Source organism: Glutamicibacter sp., assembly GCF_032154645.1.
Lineage (GTDB): Bacteria > Actinomycetota > Actinomycetes > Actinomycetales > Micrococcaceae > Glutamicibacter.
The window spans coordinates 1-21,789 of the sequence record NZ_JALDXV010000022.1 but is presented as its reverse complement, the minus strand read 5'-3'; the positions used below and the strand labels follow the sequence as shown (position 1 = coordinate 21,789).

The following is a 21,789-nucleotide window of genomic DNA, read 5'->3' as shown; positions in this document are numbered from 1 at the left end:
GGACGGGCCCACGAGCATTTTCTGTAGGGGGCGGCGGCTACTGGCCGGATGCCCCATCGCCGCGGATTAGCTGCAGCGAAGCGTCGATGAAACGCCCCATGCTCGCACCGGGCTGGATGTCCCCGAAGTAGTACGCGACGACTTCTGCAAGCTCCAGGTTCCTCTCCGCCATCGCTTGGCGGGCTAGCGTTGGAACGTTGACGGCGTCCTCCTGCGCAAGGGCGGGGACGCGGGCCAGAGCGGGGGAGTCGATCAACGTCGCGTCCGCAGATATCGGCGTTGTCACGAACATCGGCTTTCCAGTGGCCAAGAAGTCATAAGCAACGGCTGAAATATCGGTAATGCAGACGTCTGCCTTCGCCCACTGCCACCCCCAGTGCGCGGTGTCGTCGAACAGGAATCGTGCCGAAGCTGTCGAATCTGCCAGCTGCAGCTTGTCCCGAATGGACTGCACCGCCGCGCGGTATTCGGCGGAGTTAATGCCGGAGCGCGGATGGGGGCGGAAGATCAGGTTGAACCCTCCGTCCTTGATGAGCGCATCGACCAGCGACATGCCGTGGGACCGCACCGAACCGTAGTTCATCGACGGCCTGTCGCCCTCCCACGTGGGCGCGTAGAGCACCGTGGGCAGAGACTCGTTCAGCGAATACGGCGCAAGGTACTCGACGTCGATCTGCGGCCTGCCAACGGGGAAGGTCCGGGTCATTACGTCGAAATTGCGCAGGTGCTTAGTCAGCCGGTCCGAGGCCGCCTGGCCTGCGGAAAACACGTAGTCGTAGGCCTTGAGCTGGTTCGACCACATGTAGGCCTTTTCGCTCTCGCCGTGGCAGATGAACACATGCCACGGTTTATTGAAGCGCATCATCTGGAAATTGCGGATGTTCTGGTTGACGTAGAAGACAGAGCGGAGATCTTGTGTGTCCACCAGGCGCTCAACGTCTTCGATGGCCGGGGCAAAGTACACCGGCAGCGGACATTCTTCGCGTAGCGCCAATGCTGTGGCCGGAAGCCGGGTAATCACGACTGTCGGCACGTGCTCGGCAAGCTGCCTGAACGGCTCGTACCACTGGCGGATCTGATAGGCATTGACCATCTCGTCTGCGAAGTACAATGCAGCCTGGTAGCGGTCCTCGCCCGATGGCAGATGGCTCAGCTCGGTAGCGTGCTGTGCGATGTACTTCCGGTGCGCACGGGCCTTCAGTCGGGTAGTCGCATAGGATGCTGCATTGCCAAAGGAGTCGACTACCTTCATGATGGCACCTTCCAGATGAGAGAAACTTGCACAGTTTAAGGTTAAGGTTCTTGCCGGGGAGAATGAGAATTTACTGGCCGGGCGAGTCGCAGAGTATCCAGTATGTTACGCAGAAAATTTCTTCCCGTTTCGCGCCTGCGGAGGAGAGTGTGGCCATTGCAACAAGTGAAATGCGCAGGGTGGTCCTGTATCGGTTTGGGAACTGGGGCCTGGTCACGCTAAGATGAAATGTCGGACTATGTTCTATAGGAGTCATCATTAGCGATAAGCGTTCTGATCGATCGCCACACGGCGCACTCGATCGCAACTCGCCTTTGGTTATATCAACCAAAGATCTTGGCCGCTCGCCAGGATCGATGAAAGTTCTTAATGAGCAGGTTTTGGCACCCACGGATGTGGGAAATGCACTCATCGGTGTTCGTGGAGGATCTGAGCTTGACTTAGATCTTCGCCTTGAAGCCGTACATGAGGGAATCCTTGTATCGGGTACCGCTACCGCACAGATTGCGGGGGAATGTGGACGATGCCTGGAGCCCATCGAGTACGACTATGAGGCTGATATTCAGGAGCTCTTCTATTACGAGGGGAGCGAGGAATTCGACAACGATGATGAAGTGGATCAGTACTGGGTAGTCGATGACTTGATTGACATCGATCCGGTGGTGCGGAGCGCAGTAGTAACCGCCCTGCCATTCCAGCCGGTTTGCCGGGAAGATTGTTTGGGGCTCTGCAGTGAATGCGGAGTAAATCTCAACGAAGACCCTGAGCACCAGCATGCTGTACTGGACCCACGTTGGGCAGCGCTTGCGCAGCTGGCCGACATTGTCGCAGAAGATGTGACAAACGATAATACGTCAGACAAGAGAGAAGAGAAGTAGTCGTGGCTGTTCCAAAGCGGAAGATGTCCCGTGCGAATACTCGTGCCCGCCGTTCTCAGTGGAAGGCATCCGCACCGAGCCTGGTGAAGACCGTTGAAAACGGTCGCGTAACCTACAGCCTGCCTCACCAGGCTAAGGTTGTCACCGACTCGGCCGGTACCGAGCTGTTCCTTGAGTACAAGGGTCGCAAGGTCGCAGACGTCTAAGACATGTCTTCTAAAGAAGAACTTTTGAAGCGTCTCGGAATCGACATTGATTCCGAGACGCTTCGTCTTGCGTTGACCCACCGTTCATATGCTTATGAAAATGGTGGCATACCCACGAACGAGCGCCTGGAGTTCCTCGGCGACTCGATTCTTGGGTTCTCCATTGCCGAGTACCTGTACCAAACGTTCCCGGATCTGCCTGAAGGTGATCTGGCCAAACGGCGGGCTGCCATTGTCAGCACCCGCGCGCTTGCAATCATCGCCCGCGATCTCGGCGTGGGCGAGCACATCTTGCTTGGACGCGGCGAGGCCCAGTCAAATGGCGCCGACAAGGCGTCGATCCTGGCGGACACCATGGAATCTCTGATCGGCGCTACCTACCTGGTTCAGGGAATGGACGCCGCGCGTTCGCTGGTTCTGCGCTTTGTCGCACCGCTATTGCAGGATTCCCGGCTGCTGGGTGCAACCACCGACTGGAAGACAGCAATCCAAGAAGACGTTGCTTCCAAAAAACTGGGCGAAATGCACTACCAAGTTACTGGTACCGGACCTGACCATGCCCGCAGCTACGAAGCAGTATTGGTCATTGCCGACCAAGCATACGGCGTTGGCCACGGCCCGTCTAAGAAGGAAGCCGAGCAAGAAGCTGCCCGCAACACCTGGCTGCAGATCCACCCTGGCGAACAGATCCCACAGGACTAGAATCTTCGATGCCCGAGCTGCCCGAAGTTGAAGTAGTCCGCAGAGGATTGGACAAGTGGGTCCGCAATCGACGAATTGACGCTGTCGAAGTGCTGGACCCACGCTCAACCCGTCGCCACGTGGACGGCCCGGACGACTTCCAGCAAACCCTGACCGGCTGCACCGTGGCCAGCGTGGTCCGCAGAGGAAAGTTCCTTTGGATGGAACTGGACGGTTTGGCCAGGCCCTCCGCACTCGTCGCCCATCTGGGAATGAGCGGCCAGCTTCTCATCGAAGAATCAGACGCACCAGATGAGAAACATCTAAAAGTTCGATTCTCGCTCAGCGGCCAGGCGGATTCGCCGGCAGAACTCCGATTTGTCGACCAACGAATATTCGGTGGCATGTTCCTTTCAACCCTGATACCCACCTCCGACGGCAATGCCGGCGGATCAGGGAGCGTCTCTGCCTTCATACCTCAGGCCGCGGCGCACATTGCACGGGATGTCTTGGACCCAGTCAGAAACGTTGAAGAACTCTATGTATCGCTGCGCGGGAAAACGACAAAGCTCAAGCGCGCGATCCTCGATCAGGCAATCATCTCGGGAGTCGGCAATATCTATGCTGACGAAGCCTTGTGGCAGGCGGGGCTTTCTGGCCTGCGGAATACCGCAACCATCCGCCGCAACGAAGTTTCGCGCCTGAATGACGCGCTGATTGACGTCATGACTCGTGCCTTGGCAGCTGGCGGAACCAGCTTCGACTCGCTGTACGTCAATGTCAATGGCGCAAGCGGCTACTTTGCACGTTCACTGAACGCCTATGGGCGTGAAGGAAGGCCATGCCTTCGATGCCAAGACAATGGGCGTGAATCTCTCATTCGGCGAGATCCGTTCATGGGGCGTTCTTCTTACACTTGCCCGGAGTGTCAGCCTCGGCCGCGACGATAGCAACGGTTTCACGTTAAGGATTGGGCGCTCCAGCCTGTTCATTCTGTCCGTCGTCCGCTTCTAGCCAAACTTGTGTTTGGTGCATTGAAGCACACGTATTCTTTATGCATCACCGTTTGGGAAATACCTTCAAGTAACGTACCGACGGGACACGGACGTTCAGGTTCCGAGCTCGGCTACAAGAATCTGCTCAAGGTCCGTGGCGATGGCCTCATGGGGCGGTTGAAGATTCCAGCGATCAAGGTTGATTTGCCGATCTATCATGGCACCGCGGCCACCACCCTAGAAAAGGGCGCAGGGCACTTGGAAGGCACATCGTTGCCGGTCGGTGGCGAGTCGCAGCATTCTGTCTTGACGGCACACCGTGGTCTCCCTTCCGCAACGCTGTTCAATGGCTTTCCAAAACTGAAAATCGGGGACCGCTTCACCACCGAGGTGTTTGGGGAAGTCCTGACGTATGAGGTCAAAGAGACGCAGACAGTGCTACCTGACGAGTCCAAGGCCCTGATTCCGGTCTATGGAAAAGACTTGGTCACTCTCGTAACCTGCACACCACTGGGCATTAATACACATCGTATGTTGGTCACCGCAGAACGAATCACTCCGACTCCCGTTGAAGCGGCAGGGAAAATCCCTGATATTCTAGGCCATCCTTGGTGGGCGTGAGGGCTAGCCGCTGCAGTGATCGGGTCAGGCACCTGGGTATACCTAGCCGGCCGCTCTCGAAAGCGCGGCGCGGCGTAGTGACCGACGGGGGACTAGGAATACTGCTTGAGCACTGCTTCGTTGAACGAGGCCCATGTTTCGGCCGCCCACGGACCAAAGTTGCGATCGGTCAAGGTCACACATGCGATCCTGTCCACAGGATCTACCCAGAAGAAAGTCCCAGACTGGCCAAAGTGGCCGAATGTAGCTGAAGGATGGCTTGCCCCGGTCCAATGAGGGGTCTTTGATGAGCGGATCTCAAAACCCAGCCCCCAGTCGTTGGGATTCTGGCGTCCATAACCTGGGAGGATCCCTGCGAGACCTTCAAAGTGCACGCGGGTCGCCTCGGACATGGTGGCTGAAGAAACCAAGGTCGGGTTCAGCAACTCGGCGGCGAACTTGGCCAGATCCGCAGCCGTAGACCTGCCGTCCTTGGCGCAGCTGCCAGCAATTTCAGTGCTGTTCATGCCAAGTGGGCCGAAGACCGCTTCTTGCGCATAGCTAGGAAAATCAATTCCTGTTTCACGCTCTAGATGCTCAGCCAACTTTTCGAAGCCGACATTTGAATAGCCGCGTTTGGTGCCCACCGGAAAACGAATGGCATCAGAGTCGAAGTCATAGCCAGCAGTATGGGAGAACAAGTTATGAACGGTGGAACCTTCTGGACCTGCCGGGTCGGCAAGACCGATTGCTTCTTCTTCCAGGGAAATTAGAAACGCATAGGTGCTCAGCAGCTTGGTCACCGAGGCAAGAGGATAGATCTTTGATTCGTCGCCATGTCGGCCGATAATCTGGCCGCTTCCATCCAAGACTACGGATACTGCGTTATCTACTGGCCACTGTTCAATTTGAGCCAAGACACTCATAAGTTGATCTATCCCTCGTTTTTGATTCCTAGATAGGTTGGGCAGAAGCCAAGAATCACGCACTCATTTCGATAGAATCGATTTCGAACCACATGGTCTGCAACCTTCATGCTAACCATATCGATATTGGGCCGACCTTAGGAATTTCACGCCGTGCATCTCAAGACTCTTACCGTTCGCGGGTTCAAGTCTTTTGCTTCGGCGACCACTTTTGAATTTGAACCGGGCGTTACTGCAGTGGTTGGACCCAATGGATCGGGCAAATCAAATGTGGTTGACGCGCTGTCGTGGGTCATGGGGGAGCAAGGTGCAAAAACACTTCGCGGCGGCAAGATGGAAGACGTCATCTTTGCAGGCACTTCCGGAAGACCGCCGCTGGGGCGCGCACACGTTTCGCTGACCATTGACAATGCAGACGGCAAACTTCCGATCGACTATGCGGAAGTCACGATTTCTCGTACGCTTTTCCGCGCAGGAGGATCCGAATATGCAATTAATGGAAGTTCATGCAGACTCCTAGATATTCAAGAACTCCTCTCCGATTCTGGCCTAGGCCGGGAGATGCATGTCATCGTCGGACAGGGGCAGCTAGATAGGATTCTTCACGCAACGGCGGAAGACCGCCGCGGATTCATCGAAGAAGCCGCAGGCGTGCTCAAGCATCGGCGGCGTAAGGAAAAGACCCTGCGCAAGCTGCAGGGCATGCAGGGAAACCTCGATCGACTTGAGGATCTGAGCGCCGAGGTGCGCCGACAATTAGCGCCCTTGGGCCGGCAGGCAAAAATTGCACGCCGGGCCCAAAACGTGCAGCTTGATGTAAGAGATGCCAAGGCACGTTTGTTGGCCGATGATCTGGTTGGTCTGAACAATAAACTGGCTCAAGACATTAGCGACGAGTCGCGAGTACAGGCCGCGCAACAGGAAGCGACGGAACGCCTCGAGCATGTGAAGCGATATACCACGCAGTTGAACGACCGGCTCGAAACTCTTACACCGCGCCTGAGCCTGATGCAGGAAACCTGGGTTTCGCTCTCGACTCAAGCCGAGCGCTACCGTTCGCTAAGCGCATTGGCCCACGAACGCGGAAAACTATTAGTCAGCAATGACACGCACTTTGATTCGAGCCGAGACCCTGAACGCCTCGAAGCCCAGGCTGACCGGCTAGGTGAAGAACTGGTGGGATTGCAGGAGGCACTTGAAGACCGCCATGAAATTCTTGCCGAAGCCATCGAAGCCAAAGAACAGGCTGAGGAACAAGCTAGGGCCGAGCAGCAGCGCATGGCTGTGTTGCTGCGTGCAGCGGCCGACCGCCGGGAAGGCTTGTCCAGGCTGGCGTCGCAGGTAGCTTCGGCACGCAGCCGTGTGGATGTCACCCGAGCTGAGATCCTTCGACTGCAAGACAGCCTGCAGTCATTCGACTCAGATTTGGCGGCGGACGCCAGGTCGCATCGCGAGGTGCTACTTGAGCTTGAAACCAAATTCGGCGAAGAACATGATCTGAACGAGTCATTTGAACTCGCTGACGCAACATATTCACTGCTGAACAGCGAGCAGAATTCCCAGGCGCAGCGTGAACGAGAACTTTCGGTACGCGTATCTGGCCTGCAGTCGCGTTTGGAAGCGCTGCAGTTGAACACCAAGGCAGACGATCAATCGGCAGCAATACTGCAGCAATATCCTGAAGCATTGCACGGACGCCTTGGCGAATTAATGACGGTGGCCGACGGCTATGAAAAGGCAATAGCTTCGATCCTTCGGGAATCCGCGGAAGCCTTGGTCGCCCGAGATGTCGCCGGGGCGCTTGAAATTATTGCGGGCCTTGAACAGACCGAGAAGGCCAGCGCTTTATTCCTTCACGCTTCGGTTTCGCAAAAGCCCTCGCCGGTTTTGGGTGAGCCGGTGATTTCTGCACGCCACGTCGTTGAGGCAGACTCGGAGTACGCAAACCTCCTAGATCACCTGCTTGCAGACCACTACGTCATCGAGGACATCTCTCAGGCAGAATCCATTCTGGTAGCCCACCCTCAAGCTAAACTGACAACGCTGGACGGCATCTCGGTATCGCACGTTCATAGTGCCATTGGCGACTCCCAGGGAGCATCGCTCATTGCTCAACAGGCCCTGATTGAACAGACCAGTGCAGAGCTTGACGCGGCCCAACGAGAACTCGCCGAGCTTCAACTCCAACTATCGCAGCGTGCTCCATTGCTCTTGGAAGCGGAACAGGAACGCGGCGACGCCTTGGCCCTGCTCGCCGAATCCGACGCCGCCATTGACGAATTGTCCAATTACCTTGCACGTCTAGGCCAGAAGCTGCGCTCCGCCACCGCAGAAAAGGAAGCGCTCGGACAGAAACTTGAGGTGGTCGTTGAGAAACTCGAAATTGAGCAGGAATCGCTCGAAGAGATCACCGAGCGTATGGACATGGCCTCAGGCGACCAAGAGGATGAAACCATCGACGAGGCAGCCCGTACAGCGCTGGCTGACGCGGCGGCTTCTGCGCGCCAACAGGAGCTTGAAGCGCGGCTTGCCTTGCGCAGCTGCGAAGAGCGGGTCACTGCTCTGCGTTCGCGCGTCGACGGACTTCGCCGCACCGCCGCCGCAGAACGAAACCATCGACAAGCCGCTCAACAACGAGCGGCTCAGCGCAAGGAGCAAGCGGCAAAGGCACTGCGCGTAGAGCAGGCAGCCCAGAGGGTTTTGCGCTTTATTGAGTTGTCACTTAACACGGCCACAGAACAACGCGAAGAACTCATCGTGCAGAAAGCAGAGTTGGATGAGAACCTAGGGGAGCAGCGTACCCAAGCGGAGCAGCTGACAGCCGAATTATCACGGCTTTCAGATGCTGCACATCGAGACGAACTTGCCCGCGCCGAACTGCGCATGAAAATCGAAGCATGTGAAACCAAATCTCTAGAGGAGCTTGGTTACTCTCCTGAGCATCTGATTGCGAATTTTGGCCCGGACCAACTGATTCCGCAACAAGCTGACCCCTCCGACAAATGGGGAGAGCTACGCCAAGACGTTGACGAAGATGGAAATATTATTGGCACCATTCCATTCGACCGAGCTGAGCAAGAAAAACGGTTGAAGAAAGCCGAACGTGATCTCACTGCGCTTGGCAAGGTCAACCCGTTGGCCCTCGAAGAATTTGCAGCCTTGGAAGAACGCCATAAGTTCCTTGCCGGACAACTAGAAGACCTGAAGAAATCGCGTGCAGATCTTCAGCAAATCATCAAGGATGTAGATACCCACGTAGAGCAGGTATTCACCGAGGCCTTCAATGACACCGCAGTTCAATTTAAACGAATTTTCGAGCGCCTATTTCCCGGTGGTGAAGGTCAGTTGGTGCTAACCGATCCCGAGAACATGCTTACCACAGGAATTGAAGTTGAGGCACGGCCAGCAGGCAAGAAAATCAAAAGGTTGTCGCTGCTTTCCGGCGGTGAACGGTCGTTGACAGCTGTCGCGTTGTTGGTGGCAATTTTCAAGGCGCGACCTTCTCCGTTCTACGTCATGGATGAAGTGGAAGCAGCGTTGGATGATATGAATCTGGGGCGGCTAATCACCATTTTTGAGGAATTGCGGGAATCTTCACAGCTCATCGTTATTACGCATCAAAAGAAGACAATGGAAGTGGCTGACGCATTATATGGTGTGACAATGCGTGGAGACGGCGTGTCCACTGTGATTAGTCAGAAAATGGATCGCCGCGAGTCCAGCTGAGCTCATCGTATTCCTCTGACCTATAGTAGTTAGACAGCTAAATGTTTGATTAAATTTGGTATTCTAAATTGGGGATGAAGTGGCATTTTTTAGAAAGCGTTCCAGCGGAAAATCTGACGAACAGCTTGAAGTTAAGGCCCCTGAAAAAGTTGTTGCGGATGTAGACCTTGAGCCAGAGGTAGAAGCGCCGAGGCATGATCTATCGGAACTGCCAGGCGGCATTTTTATCAGCGTCGTTATTCCGGTCTACAACTCAATGCCTTATCTCACTGAGCTTCTTAATTCCTTAGAGCTTCAGGACCTCGACAAAGAATTCTACGAAGTTATCGTCGTGGATGACGGCTCCTCCGACTTTGGCGGAGAAATTCTGGATATTTATGCAAAGCGCAACGAGAACTTCAAAGTGGTCCACCAAGAAAATAGCGGTTGGGCCGGCAAGCCACGCAATGTTGGCACCGACTTAGCACGAGGCGAGTATATTTTCTATGCTGACTCCGATGACACTTTGGGGACCGAGGCGCTGCGACGCATGCGAGACTTTGCCTTCCAACACGAGGTCGATGTACTAGTACCAAAACTCGTTCCAACCGGTGGACGCGTAATCAGGACATCTCTTTTTGCAAAGACCATGATCGATGCCCCCTTAGAATCGGTCTTTGCTACGCTCATGCCGCAAAAGCTGATCAGACGAAGCCTCCTGCAGGACAACAATCTGCGATTCAGTGAAGAAAAGGTTCGACTAGAAGACGGCATGGTGCTTTCAGCCGTCTACCTACTGGCCAAACGAGTTAGCATCCTTGCCGACTACGAGTATTACTTCATTCGCGAGCGCGGGGACGGCAATAATATTAGCGCCCAACCATTCGAGCCGTTCAGCTACGTCCACTCTGTCGCCCACATCAGCCAAACGATTAAGGACCTCACCGCTGACGATCCACACTTGGGAAGATTGCTTACAGCAGGTTTGTTCAAGCGCAAGGGGCTCAAATTCTTTGTCGGCGAGCGCTTCCTAAAATACCGAGAAGCCCGGGCCAAACTTTGGATTTCTGCATTCGGTCCCTACATTAGCGAATACCTTCCCGAGCGCCGCGAGGAGTACTTCAGTGCTAACGACGCGGCGAAGACGGAGGCGATTATCGCCGGCGACTATGAAGAGCTCAAGCGATTGGCAGCCGTTGACCTTGAAGCTTCGCAGAAACCTGAGCTCGTCAAATCTGCGATTAAATCAGATGCCTTTGAACTCCGGTTCACCAGCCCAGTCAGTGGTCCTACACCAGAAGCTGTGCTAGTCAATGAACGCGGCGGCGATCGTAGGTTGGAGTTCCCCATCGATAAATCGAGCCGCAACGGTCAGCACGCGGTCTTGCTGACTTTTTCAGCCCTATCGACTTTGGCGCCGGCTATCGGGGATATTCACGTGAAATATGCGCACGCCGAAACGCGGCGAATTCGAGTGCCCAAGGATGTGCAGGAGACCAAGGACCACGGTGCCAGGGTCTATCGCACGGTCAAAGGTGCCTTGAGCATAGATCTGAAGAAGGCAAAATTCGCCTAATCGAAACAGATCTGGGATTGGCTCCGGACGAATGCTGAATAAGCAATCCGCCGGAGCCAATTTTCTTGGGGTTGAATGGCTCGCAGCTACCCCTCTACGGTTACCGGGGAAATTGGCCGCGGCACGAGGAGCCAGGCCGTCAGGCCCACGAGGCCGACAACCGCAGAAATGCTGAAGGCAAGTTGGTAGCTCCATAGGTCGGCAATGGCCCCGGCGACTAAGGGACCGATGATCGAGCCAAGGTCTTGGCACATTTGGAAGCCTGCCAGGGCTTTGCCGCCGTTCTTGCCGGCTCCAATGACATCAGCCACGGATGCCTGCTGTGCAGGGCCAAGGGTGCCAGCACCGAAGCCGGCGACGATGGAACAGAAAATGAAGCCCGCCCACGAGGTGAAGAATCCCATCGCGCCGATGGAGAGCACAAGGATCGACATGCCGATGAGCACGGGGATCTTGCGCCCAATGCGGTCGGTGAGCTTCCCGGAGAAGAGCAGCGCCGCGCCGTTGCCGATGGCGAATAGGGCCAGTGAAATACCGGCCACTCCTTGTCCCTCGCCCTGGCCGAAGACAAAAAGCGCAAAGAGCGGGATCATGCTGTTGCGCACGCCGAAGGCCAGCCACCCATAGCTGAATCCGGAGAACAGTGCGGCGCGGTAGGTCGGCGAAGCCACCGCCTGGCGTACGGTGACTACCTCGATAGGCTGCGACTTGTCCGAAGCCCCATCCGATTTCTTGTCCAGGTCGCGGCGGCGACCCAGCGCGAAGTACACGACCAGTGCGGCGACAACCAGCGCCGTACCGTAAATCAGAAACGGAATGCGCATTCCCAAAGGGGCGAGCACCGTACCGAGGACCGGACCTGCCACGTTTCCAAGTAGGAAGGAGCCTGCGTAGAGTCCGGAGATACGGCCGCGTGATTCTTCGGGTGACAAGCGTGCAATCAACGCCATCGCGGAGATCGTGAACATGGTGGAGCCAAAGCCGCCGAGGCCGCGGGCAATCAGCAGCTGCGTATAGTCCTGCACCACTGCGCACAGCAGTGTGGAGAGCGCCACCAGGAGAACTCCTGTGACATAGATCTTCGGTTCGCCCAGCTTGCCCACCAGCACACCTGCCACCGGCGCAAAGATCAACCTCGTGAAGGCGAAGATGCTCACGATAATCGTGGCAGCGGCAGCGCCCACGTCAAAACTCACCGCATACTGCGGAAGTATTGGTGCAATCAGGCCGAATCCCAGTGCGATGATGAAAGCAGCTACCAGTAGCACCCGGATTTCTTGAGGTATCGCGGGGCGGAGTGAATCCTTGGATGTGAATGCCATGTGTTCAGCCGAGGCCTCACCTGCGCAAGATGAACCCGGCCAGCCTTTCGTCGTGGAACAACTTCGACCTTTAAGAGCCGAACGCTTAAGTCTATGACGTCGAGGCCCGCCAGGGGCGCAGCGGTGAAATCTGCCACAAGCGGAGTAAAGCTTTCGGGGTATGAGACGATTAAAAGCGTGACCGATTCGCTATTACTTACCATCATCATTGTCGCGGTCGTTGCCGTGGTCGGCATTGTTGTCGCCACCTTCGTAGCCAAGGGCCGCAAGCCTAAGACTCCCTACACTTCTGAGCGTGACGCTGACGACGTGCCAACCGGTACGATCGCAGACGGTGAAGCAGAAGCTGGAACCGGAGAAACCACCGATGGCGCCCAAGGCGGTACAGCCGCAGCCACCGCAGAGCCGGAAGCGCCAGCCGCCCCGGCGCTGGATGTTCCCGAGCCCGTTCAGGGACGCCTGGCACGCCTGCGCGCCCGTCTGACCAAGTCCAACAACATGTTCTCCAAGGGCCTGCTGGCCCTGCTGAGTCAAGACTCCATCAACGAGGATGTCTGGGACGAGGTGGAAGAGACCCTGCTGCTGGCAGACCTGGGCACCGAACCGACCCTTGAACTCGTCGACGCCCTGCGCGAGCGCGTCAAGATCGAAGGCAGCAAGGACCCTGCGCGCGTGAAGGAGATGCTGCGCGAAGAGCTGCTCAAGCTCGTCGATCCTTCCCTCGACCGGAACTACCTGCCCGAGCCTCACCCGGACCGCCCGAGCGTCATCATGGTCGTGGGCGTCAACGGCGTCGGCAAGACCACGACCATCGGCAAGATGGCGCGTGTGCTCGTCGCCGAAGACAAGGATGTCCTGTTGGGCGCGGCTGACACATTCCGTGCCGCCGCCGCCGAGCAGCTGGCCACTTGGGGGGACCGTGTCGGCGTGCCGACCGTCCGCTCGGACATCGACGGGGCGGACCCCGCATCGGTGGCCTTTGAGGCAGTCAGCGCTGGTATCGACCATGAAGTCGACATCGTCATGATCGACACCGCTGGCCGCCTGCAGAACAAGGTCGGCCTGATGGACGAGCTGGGCAAGATCAAGCGCGTCGTTGAAAAGAAGGCGACCGTCGACGAGGTGCTTCTGGTCCTCGACGCCACCACCGGTCAGAACGGCTTGTCCCAGGCGAAGGTCTTTTCAGAGGTCGTCAACGTCTCCGGCATCGTGCTGACCAAGCTGGACGGCACCGCCAAGGGCGGCATTGTCGTCGCCATTCAGCGTCAGCTCGGCGTGCCGGTGAAGCTGGTCGGTTTGGGCGAAGGCCCAGACGATCTGGCGCCATTTGACCCGGAAGCGTTCGTCGATGCACTGCTTGAAGGCTAGAACCTTCGAACATTGACACCAAGGAGTCCTGCGAAAAACGGGGCTCCTTGGTTTGTTTACCGCTGTATTTACGTGACACGCCCAATCCTCATTTGTGCGAGGTCAGCCTTGTCATTGACCCTGTTCGACTCTAAGTGCAGTGGGAAGCAACTGGTCAGCTGCGATTTTTATGGACTTTTTCGGGCGGCTCAGTGAATTGTCTTGTACCCCCGACAGGCTGGGGTTTTGAGCAAACATCCAGATTAGGTAGGTAGACAAGAAAGCTGGGGATGCACGCGGTGCGAGCCGCTGCAAGGGGATATGTAAGAAACTTGGGACGAGGAAACAAACTCCAGGGAGCCACCCAGCGCGTGACACTGTTAAGAGAAAAACAAGCAGCAGCAACTCCAAAACCAACGGCGACATCAGCTCGACCGTCGGGCTTCCGCGCAGACATCCAAGGACTAAGGGCATTGGCTGTCTCAGCCGTGGTGCTCTATCACCTGTGGCCCAATCGTCTCTCCGGCGGTTATGTCGGCGTCGACGTTTTCTTTGTGATTTCCGGTTTTCTTATCACCTCGCACCTCATTTCCAAGCCCCCTCGGTCGTTCAAGGACATCGCTGATTTTTGGATGAGGCGAGTCAAGCGTCTGCTTCCCGCATCATTCTTGGTGATCTTTGCCAGCGTGATCGGCATTTGGCTTTTGGCACCTGAAACGGTGTGGGCTGACTGGCTATCGCAGGCGCTGGCCGCGACGTTCTATTTCCAGAATTGGTTCCTTGCAATTAACAAGGTCGATTATCTTGCCGAGGCCGACGCACCAAGCCCCTTCCAGCATTTCTGGTCGTTGTCTGCAGAAGAACAGTTCTACTTCGTTTGGCCCATTCTCATCGCGGCCGCAGTTATGGTTGCTGTTAGATTCAATCTTCCACGCAGGCGTGTGCTGCTTTCGGTGCTGGGTGCCGTATTCCTCGGTGGCTTGCTGTACTCGACCTATAGCACCATGAATTACGCCGGCGTGGCTTATTTCTCTACCTTCACCCGAAGCTGGGAATTCGCAGCTGGAGCGTTGGTCGCCGCGCTGGGGCCAGAAATCTTCCGCGCCAAAAACGACGTCATCAGCCTGCTAGCAGCCTGGGGTGGTCTGCTGGCCATCGGGCTGAGCGTTCTTTTCTTCACTCCCGAAATGCTGTTCCCCGGCTACATTGCGCTGCTTCCGGTACTGGGTACTGCGCTGGTCATCCTCGCCCAGAGCAGCCACGCGTTTTCTCCCAACAGGCTGTTTGCCATCAAGCCTGTTCAGTTCCTCGGCGATAATTCTTACGCCATCTACCTGTGGCACTGGCCGTTGCTGGTACTGCTTCCATTCGCATTCGACCACTTCTACTGGTACCAAAAGCTCGTGGCGTTGGCATTGACGCTGGTCCTTGCCGTCCTGACTCAAAAGCTGGTCGAAGTACGTTTCCGCAAGCTCATCGATCAATCCATCTATCTTTCGGCTCCGAGATTCCTGGTCGCTGGAAGCCTGTTGTTGGCAATCGTCGCGGGTGGTTTTTACCAGTACAGCAGCGTTCAATTGCAGCGCAGCCAGGACATTCCGGCCGCCGTTGCACAGGTAAAGGATGAGGTTGGCGCATCCTGCCTCGGCGCGAAGGCGCTGTCGGATGGCTGCGGCGATGTTCAGGATGAGTCCACCACCTATGATGATCTAGCACCGGCTCCGGTAGCAGCTAAAACTGATAAGCCGGAGATTTATGCCGACGACTGTTTCGCCAGTCAGGGCAATGATTTTAGCGACAAGCCTGTCTGTTCCTATGGAAAAGGCAAAACGAAGGTCGCGTTGGTAGGCAACTCGCACGCCGGCCAGTGGTTCCCTGCGGTCGAGGAGCTTGCCAAGAAGAATGACTGGCAAGTTGATACCTACGTCGCGAACCGTTGTGCGATCATGGCGGAGGCTCAGAAGTTCGACACGGAGGACAAGTCGGAAGGTTGCGCGGAACTCGGCGATTGGGTGACCGACCAGATCGATGCCAAGGACTATGACCTGGTGATTACATCTAATCGCCAGTCTGTACCGGTTGAAGGCTATAGCCTGAAGGAGTCGACGGAGCCAGCCAGGGAAGCCTATGAAAAGTTGCTGGGCAAGTGGTCTGATAGCGGTGCCGAAGTGGTCGTCATTAAGGACACCCCATGGCCGGGAACCACACTTGACAATGTGCCGGACTGTGTAGCGCAAAACCCCGACAATCTTGAGGAATGCAGTGGAAAAGCTGATTCCTGGATTCCCGACGACCCTCAATTTGAAGCGGCTAAGGCACTGGATGATCCGAGGATTGCCGCGGTGGACATGAATGATCAGCTCTGCCGGGATGAGCGTTGCTTCTCGGTGGTTGGAGGTCTCGTTGCCTACTGGGATCACTCGCATTTGAGCGAAACCTTTGCACAAAGCCTGAGCAAAAAACTCGGCCACCGCATGGAAGATGAAATGGGGGATAGCAGCCTGCTAAAGCAGATGTAGTGGGCAGCGACGTACACAAGCCCTTGAATGAATACTTGGGCCAGCCGAGTTCTCTGAAGGTCATTTCGCGAGCGTACTGAAGTGATCTAGGCAAACACGTAGCAACGGGTTCAAGTTCCGCCACCACAGGTGCGTGAAAGTATTCAGAATCGTCAGTGTTTTGGTCTGCTACAAGTGCAATTCCAGATTGTTTTCTTGCCGCTGCCATCAGGAAGATGTTGACTAGCCGAAGAGGGCAGGTTGCTCCGTACTTAAGTGCTCAGACAGCATTTCACAGTGTGTCTATGCGGAGCATGGATGCTTTAAAAAGCGCGGGCCAGGTTCATTAATCATGCCCGGGGTGCGTTTCGCCCCGCCTTAAAGGCCGATACCGTACGATCGTCGGGGATCCAGTACCGCCAAGGAAATTCGGGTCCTCCGGCGATACCAGCAACTCCCACGCGCGGCCCCGAAGCGAATGAAACCTTTCCTGACTTATTGCTTGAAATCTCGAACGGATCTGCGAAAAGATCGAGACTGTCATGACTCGACCGAGTGATCCCCAACGCAGCAGTTAGATTTCCCGGCCCTCGGGCAAGGTCCCGATCCTTGAGCATTGTTGGGTTAGACCCCAGCGGACGTTTAGCCAGTCGCCGTTCGCGCGCTAAGGCCATTCCATCAATGATTTCTCCCGAACGGATCAACACCCCTGAGGCGACCCCGGCTGGAGAACAGACCAGATTGAGCGCGAAGTGCATCCCGTAGCTCAGATACACATAGGCATGACCCGGGCCGAGAAACATCGAAGCGTTTCTTTCGGTCAGTCTGTCCTTCGAATGGCTTCCTGGATCATAGCGGCCACTACTTCCTAGGCCCATATACGCTTCGACCTCAGTGATCCGGATCCGAACTGTGCCTTCCTCAGCATGGACGCCGAGCACGGTACCCAACAACTTTGGCGCCACTTCGACGGCGTCCGGGGTGAAAAAGGATCGATCCATAACTCCAGTATGAATCGTTGAAACGACGCTTATTGAATCTGCTGATAAAGGTTCCCTAAATGCACAGTCCTTCGAGTCTGAAACCTGGTTGAAATGTTGTCGGAATGAACTGGTTACGCCCAACCCGGCTTTGTGATCTATATGTAACGCAGTGAAGGGCTCCCAGAAACATCAGTGCTCAAAGATTAAACCCAGATACGGAACAGCAGATTTCCGTCAGTCTCCAACAGTGAAAACATCAAGAGATTAGAAGGACGTGGGTCTAATGGCATTAGACGTGGGCAGCCTGTGGATCCTCATCGCCGCTGCGATGGTTCTACTCATGACTCCAGCTTTGGCGCTTTTTTATGGCGGGATGACTCGTTCAACCGGTGTGGTGAACATGATGCTGATGAGTTTTCTCGCCGCAGCCATTACAGGTGTCGTGTGGGTGTTGTGGGGATACTCCGTTTCGGCTGGTGAACCAGCAATTGCGGGAATAATCGGCAACCCCATCAGCGATTTCGCTATGGGTAAGACGCAACCAGAACAGTTACTTGCCGCAGGATTTGCTGGAACTTTCGCGATGATTTCGGTAGCGATTATTTCGGGAGCAATCGCCGACCGCGCACGATTCGCTCCATGGCTGGCCTTCGTGCCCGTCTGGGTTACCGTTGTCTATGCACCCGTCGCGTTCTGGGTTTGGGGCGGAGGAATTCTCTCTGCCGAAGGAGTGCTAGGAAAGATTTTTGGGGAGGCCATCGACTTTGCCGGAGGCACCGTCGTTCACACCAACGCAGGTATCGCAGCACTTGTATTGGCTCTGCGCCTGGGGCAGCGCTACAACTTCCACGATCGCCCTCAGCCGCACAACACCCCGCTGGTCATGCTCGGAGCAGCACTTCTGTGGTTTGGATGGTTCGGGTTCAACGCCGGAGCAGCAACTACGGTCGAAGAAGCGGGACTCATCTGGATCAACACCTTCGTCGCACCGGGCGCTGCTGTTTTGGGCTGGATCGTCGTCGAGCATTTGCGTGGAAGTCGACCAAGCTCGCTTGGCGTAGCTTCCGGCGTCGTCGCTGGACTTGTAGCCATTACGCCTTCCTGCGCAAACATTGCTCCTTGGGCGGCAATTCTCTTGGGAGTATTGGCCGGAGTGGGTTCTGCCTGGGCGGTCAACCTGAAATGGAAGTTTGGATATGACGACTCTCTGGATGTCGTCGGAGTCCATTTGGTCTCTGGCATCATTGGAACCGTGTTCCTCGGATTCTTCGCACTGCCCGGTGAAGCTGGCACCGGCGGGCTCTTCTACGGAGGCGGCTGGAATCAACTGGTATCGCAATTGGTAGCACTGTTGGTCGTCATCGTGTACTCTGCCGCGATGACTTGGGTTATCGCTTCAGTAATCGACCGAATCAGCCCATGGCGTGTTCCCACAGACGTTGAAGTCGCGGGTATTGATGCCTCAGAGCACAACGAATCCGGATACCTCTTGAACGGTACGCCGGTGGACTCGCACAATCGGTGACAGGAACCGGCAATGAGTTCGTCGGTTCACCGGTATCGGTCATCATTTCAGATGAGAATTATCCATAACCAAATACCTGTGTTTTGAAACGATACTCGCTAAATTCTGGCGGTTTTTGGCAAACAGTAGATTATGCGCCGTGCTGAGCCTATCCTGAAGCTCTGTTGTTGCATTGCAGTTTTGGGGGACTCGCAAGACATGAAACGACGTCATAAAAATTCGCATATTTCTGCGCCAAAATCGGCACGTGTCTCCAATTGCCGAAGGAATCACTGTGCGCTCGCATTGGCTGCGTCCTTGGGGCTTACCTGTTCGATTGCATGGCCTATGGCTGCAGATCAGGGGCCAGTGCGAGCAGAATCGGGAACGTTTGAACTTCAGGCAGTTCGCGATCTCCAATCAGGGCACGACGCCGTGCTTGTCAGGTCGGGGTCCAACGGTTATTTTCGAAACGAAAGCATTGGGTTCAATTCCAAGAATGAGTCCTACGTCGATTTCGTTTCATTGACAGAAGACGAGCAAGGGGCGCTCCTAGAGTCATCGTCGCGATCAACATCGCACGGCAAAGCTCGTGTATTTTTCGAATCGCGGGGCACCAAGCTTGTTGGTGAGGTTGGTCAGGTCGGTGAGCTGCCTTGTGGTTTGCAGTTGATGCATCCGGTGACGACGCGGACGATTTCTAGTCCTTATGGTTGGCGTGCGAATCCTACGGGCGCGGGTAATCAGGTGCATATTGGTCAGGATTATCCGATTGCTTGTGGTTCGCCGGTGTATGCCAGTGAGGCGGGGACCGTGGTGGTGTCCGGGTGGGCTGGGCATTCGGGGAATCGGGTGACGGTAGATCATGGTAGTAATGTGCAGACCGGGTATAGCCATAATTCGAAGTTGTTGGTGAAGGTGGGGCAGCAGGTGCAGCAGGGTGAGTTGATTGCCTTGGCTGGTACGACGGGTAATTCCACTGGGTGTCATGTGCATTTTGAGGTGATTATTGATGGGCGTTGGCATGATCCGCGGAATTATTTGCCGGTGATTCCTGGTCAGCGTCAGGCGATGATTGATTCTTCGCGGTTGACGGTGAATGCTGGGACTGCTCCGCGGGGTAATGGTGGGCAGCCGCCGGTGCGTGATGGTGAGGATACGAGCAGCAACCCAGACGTGGTTGATCCAAGGGACCATCGCTCCGATATCAAGAACGCGGCAGACAAGAAGCCAACGGTCAAGAAGTCGTCCAACAGCGTAAGCAAGAAGACACCAAAGGTTAAGCCAACAGTTCAAGAACCCGATGCCAAGGCCAAGCCCACAGCGGAGCGCGACAAGGACAACCAAACGAGATCGCCCGCTCCAACGCGTACTTCCAAGCCGACAGTGACACCACGTACGGTTGCACCGACGAGTAAGTCTCCGGACGGCGAACCAAAGCCTTCATCCAACACATCGTCAACGGATGTACCCTCCAAGTCACCAAGTCCTCAACACACCACACATCCCGCCGAACCGACCTCAAGCGTTGAGCCAACCGAGAGTCGGCAGACTCCTTCGCAGGCATCGGCGGAACCAACGGAAGATGCAAGTTCCATGCCGCCATCCAGTCCGCCAGCAGTCGACAAAGTGACCACCGCGGATCCAACGAGCAAGCAGGCAGATGAGTACTCATCTCCGACTGAAAGTAGCGCGTCAAATAGCGCAGAAGATTCATACAACGGCTCCACGGTCGACAACTTCGGAAATTTCGTTGTACCAACATCATCGACTGTATCCGAGACTGTATCCCCTGAGAGCTGGGTGACGACGACTTCAGCAAGGTAGGGCACAAGGCATTCTGCGGTCCGGTGGACCTCGCTCAAGCGGACGGTCAAATCCAAACTCAACTAATATTCAGCTGCGGAGGTTGCCTGGTGGGCGTCAAATTACCCGCTGATTCTGTGCACGGAGAACATGCAAAGCCCGGTGAATCGGTGTCCACGTGGCCTGACTTCCGGTGGGATGATGCAGCGGCGAGAGGAAGTGCCCCAACGGATGCAGCCCTCTCACACGAGACAGCCCGCGCCTATGTCGCCGAAGGCAAGAAGCGTGTTCAGCTTTCCTTGATCAATCTCACCGTGTGTATCGGGTTAGTTCGGGCCGTGATTCTTGATATTCTTATAAGTCGAGTCCTGTGCGATTTTCATGCGCACCTCAAGACCTATCGAAAGAAGTGCCCGGCACGTGTTTAATTCACTTTCCGATCGCCTGACAGCAACCTTCAAAAACCTGCGCGGCAAGGGCCGCCTGTCCGAGGCAGACATTGACGGTACAGTACGCGAAATCCGTCGTGCCCTGCTGGATGCTGACGTTGCAGTGCCGGTGGTCCGCGCCTTTGTGGCCCAGGTGAAGGAACGCGCACTGGGCGCCGAGGTTTCCGAGTCTCTGAACCCGGGCCAGCAGGTAGTCAAGATCGTCAACGAGGAGCTCGTTGCAATTCTCGGCGGCGAAACCCGCCGCCTGAACCTGGCCAAGAACCCTCCGACGGTCATTATGCTTGCAGGCCTCCAGGGTGCCGGTAAGACTACGCTTGCAGGCAAGCTGGCCAAGCACCTAAAGGGTGAGGGCCACACCCCAATGCTGGTGGCCTGTGACCTCCAGCGCCCGAACGCAGTCAAGCAGTTGCAGATCAACGGCGAACGCGCCGGCGTTCCGGTGTATGCACCCCATCCGGGCGTCTCGTCGGAGTTCGACACTCCGACCGGCGATCCGGTAGCCGTAGCACGTGACGGCATCGCAGAGGCTAAGTCCAAGCTGCATGACGTGGTGATTGTTGATACCGCGGGCCGTCTCGGCGTCGACACCGAAATGATGCAGCAGGCTGCGGACATCCGCGCTGCCATCAACCCCGATGAAGTGCTCTTTGTCATCGACGCGATGATCGGTCAGGACGCTGTCAACACCGCTCAGGCATTCCATGAGGGCGTCGACTTTACCGGCGTGGTCCTGTCCAAGCTGGACGGCGATGCCCGAGGCGGTGCCGCTCTGTCGGTGGCTTCCGTGACCGGCAAGCCGGTAATGTACGCCTCTACCGGTGAAAACCTGGACGACTTCGAAATCTTCCACCCGGATCGCATGGCCAGCCGCATCTTGGACATGGGCGATGTACTCACCCTGATCGAGCAGGCGGAGAAGAACTGGGACAAGGGCGAAGCCGAGCGTATGGCGAAGAAGTTCGCCGACCAGGAAGACTTCACTCTAGACGACTTCCTCGCCCAAATGGCCCAGATCAAGAAGATGGGCTCGATGAAGAAGCTGCTGGGCATGATGCCCG

Annotated in this window: 16 protein-coding genes; 12 read left to right on the top strand and 4 right to left on the bottom strand. The window is 56.1% G+C overall.

Going from position 1 to position 21,789, the window contains the following annotated elements; genetic code table 11:
- Positions 1-37: 37 nt before the first annotated feature.
- Positions 38-1,252 (bottom strand): CDP-glycerol glycerophosphotransferase family protein, encoded by a 1,215-nt coding sequence (locus tag RUH64_RS14695; protein WP_313814383.1) that lies wholly within the window; start codon positions 1,250-1,252, stop codon positions 38-40.
- 356 nt (positions 1,253-1,608) lie between these two features.
- Between RUH64_RS14695 and RUH64_RS14690 the strand changes: the two genes are divergently transcribed.
- The 5 genes from RUH64_RS14690 to RUH64_RS14670 all read left to right on the top strand — a co-directional run bounded on the left by RUH64_RS14690 (position 1,609) and on the right by RUH64_RS14670 (position 4,633).
- Positions 1,609-2,130, top strand: coding sequence for a DUF177 domain-containing protein (locus tag RUH64_RS14690; protein ID WP_313814381.1), 522 nt, complete (start codon positions 1,609-1,611; stop codon positions 2,128-2,130).
- A gap of 2 nt (positions 2,131-2,132) precedes the next feature.
- Positions 2,133-2,336, top strand: coding sequence for a 50S ribosomal protein L32 (gene rpmF, locus RUH64_RS14685; protein WP_141363176.1), 204 nt, complete (start codon positions 2,133-2,135; stop codon positions 2,334-2,336).
- 3 nt (positions 2,337-2,339) lie between these two features.
- A complete protein-coding gene (rnc, locus tag RUH64_RS14680; protein WP_313814380.1) occupies positions 2,340-3,038 on the top strand; it encodes a ribonuclease III in 699 nt (232 codons plus the stop codon).
- 8 nt (positions 3,039-3,046) lie between these two features.
- Positions 3,047-3,967 carry a bifunctional DNA-formamidopyrimidine glycosylase/DNA-(apurinic or apyrimidinic site) lyase gene (mutM, locus tag RUH64_RS14675; RefSeq protein ID WP_313814379.1) on the top strand — a complete coding sequence of 307 codons (921 nt, stop codon included), beginning with the start codon at positions 3,047-3,049 and terminating at the stop codon, positions 3,965-3,967.
- Between the two features lie 84 nt (positions 3,968-4,051).
- Positions 4,052-4,633, top strand: a complete 582-nt coding sequence (locus tag RUH64_RS14670) for a class C sortase (RefSeq protein ID WP_313814378.1) — start codon at positions 4,052-4,054, stop codon at positions 4,631-4,633.
- 92 nt (positions 4,634-4,725) lie between these two features.
- On the opposite strand, the gene RUH64_RS14665 is transcribed toward RUH64_RS14670, so the two are convergent.
- On the bottom strand, positions 4,726-5,538 hold the full coding sequence (locus RUH64_RS14665) for a serine hydrolase (protein ID WP_313814377.1): 813 nt from the start codon (positions 5,536-5,538) through the stop codon (positions 4,726-4,728).
- 153 nt (positions 5,539-5,691) lie between these two features.
- Here RUH64_RS14665 and smc point away from each other — a divergent pair, with 153 nt between their 5' ends.
- The gene (gene smc / locus RUH64_RS14660) at positions 5,692-9,264 is read left to right on the top strand and encodes a chromosome segregation protein SMC (RefSeq protein WP_313814376.1); all 3,573 of its coding nucleotides are present in this window, start codon (positions 5,692-5,694) and stop codon (positions 9,262-9,264) included.
- Between the two features lie 79 nt (positions 9,265-9,343).
- Positions 9,344-10,819, top strand: coding sequence for a glycosyltransferase (locus RUH64_RS14655; RefSeq protein WP_313814375.1), 1,476 nt, complete (start codon positions 9,344-9,346; stop codon positions 10,817-10,819).
- An 86-nt stretch (positions 10,820-10,905) separates the two neighbouring features.
- Here RUH64_RS14655 and RUH64_RS14650 read toward each other — a convergent pair whose 3' ends face one another.
- Positions 10,906-12,141, bottom strand: coding sequence for an MFS transporter (locus RUH64_RS14650; RefSeq protein ID WP_313814374.1), 1,236 nt, complete (start codon positions 12,139-12,141; stop codon positions 10,906-10,908).
- A gap of 177 nt (positions 12,142-12,318) precedes the next feature.
- Here RUH64_RS14650 and ftsY point away from each other — a divergent pair, with 177 nt between their 5' ends.
- Both ftsY and RUH64_RS14640 read left to right on the top strand, forming a co-directional pair.
- Positions 12,319-13,509, top strand: coding sequence for a signal recognition particle-docking protein FtsY (gene ftsY / locus RUH64_RS14645; protein WP_313814373.1), 1,191 nt, complete (start codon positions 12,319-12,321; stop codon positions 13,507-13,509).
- Positions 13,510-13,859: 350 nt separating this feature from the next.
- The gene (locus RUH64_RS14640; protein WP_313814372.1) at positions 13,860-16,007 is read left to right on the top strand and encodes an acyltransferase family protein; all 2,148 of its coding nucleotides are present in this window, start codon (positions 13,860-13,862) and stop codon (positions 16,005-16,007) included.
- A 329-nt stretch (positions 16,008-16,336) separates the two neighbouring features.
- On the opposite strand, the gene RUH64_RS14635 is transcribed toward RUH64_RS14640, so the two are convergent.
- Positions 16,337-16,987: a DNA-3-methyladenine glycosylase gene (locus RUH64_RS14635; protein WP_313814371.1), complete on the bottom strand. Its 651-nt coding sequence runs from the start codon at positions 16,985-16,987 to the stop codon at positions 16,337-16,339.
- Between the two features lie 265 nt (positions 16,988-17,252).
- Between RUH64_RS14635 and RUH64_RS14630 the strand changes: the two genes are divergently transcribed.
- The 3 genes from RUH64_RS14630 to ffh all read left to right on the top strand — a co-directional run.
- Positions 17,253-18,494: an ammonium transporter gene (locus tag RUH64_RS14630; protein WP_313814369.1), complete on the top strand. Its 1,242-nt coding sequence runs from the start codon at positions 17,253-17,255 to the stop codon at positions 18,492-18,494.
- A 327-nt stretch (positions 18,495-18,821) separates the two neighbouring features.
- Positions 18,822-20,300 carry a peptidoglycan DD-metalloendopeptidase family protein gene (locus RUH64_RS14625; RefSeq protein WP_313814367.1) on the top strand — a complete coding sequence of 493 codons (1,479 nt, stop codon included), beginning with the start codon at positions 18,822-18,824 and terminating at the stop codon, positions 20,298-20,300.
- Between the two features lie 399 nt (positions 20,301-20,699).
- On the top strand, positions 20,700-21,789 hold a 1,090-nt coding region (gene ffh, locus RUH64_RS14620; RefSeq protein ID WP_313814366.1), incomplete at its 3' end, for a signal recognition particle protein.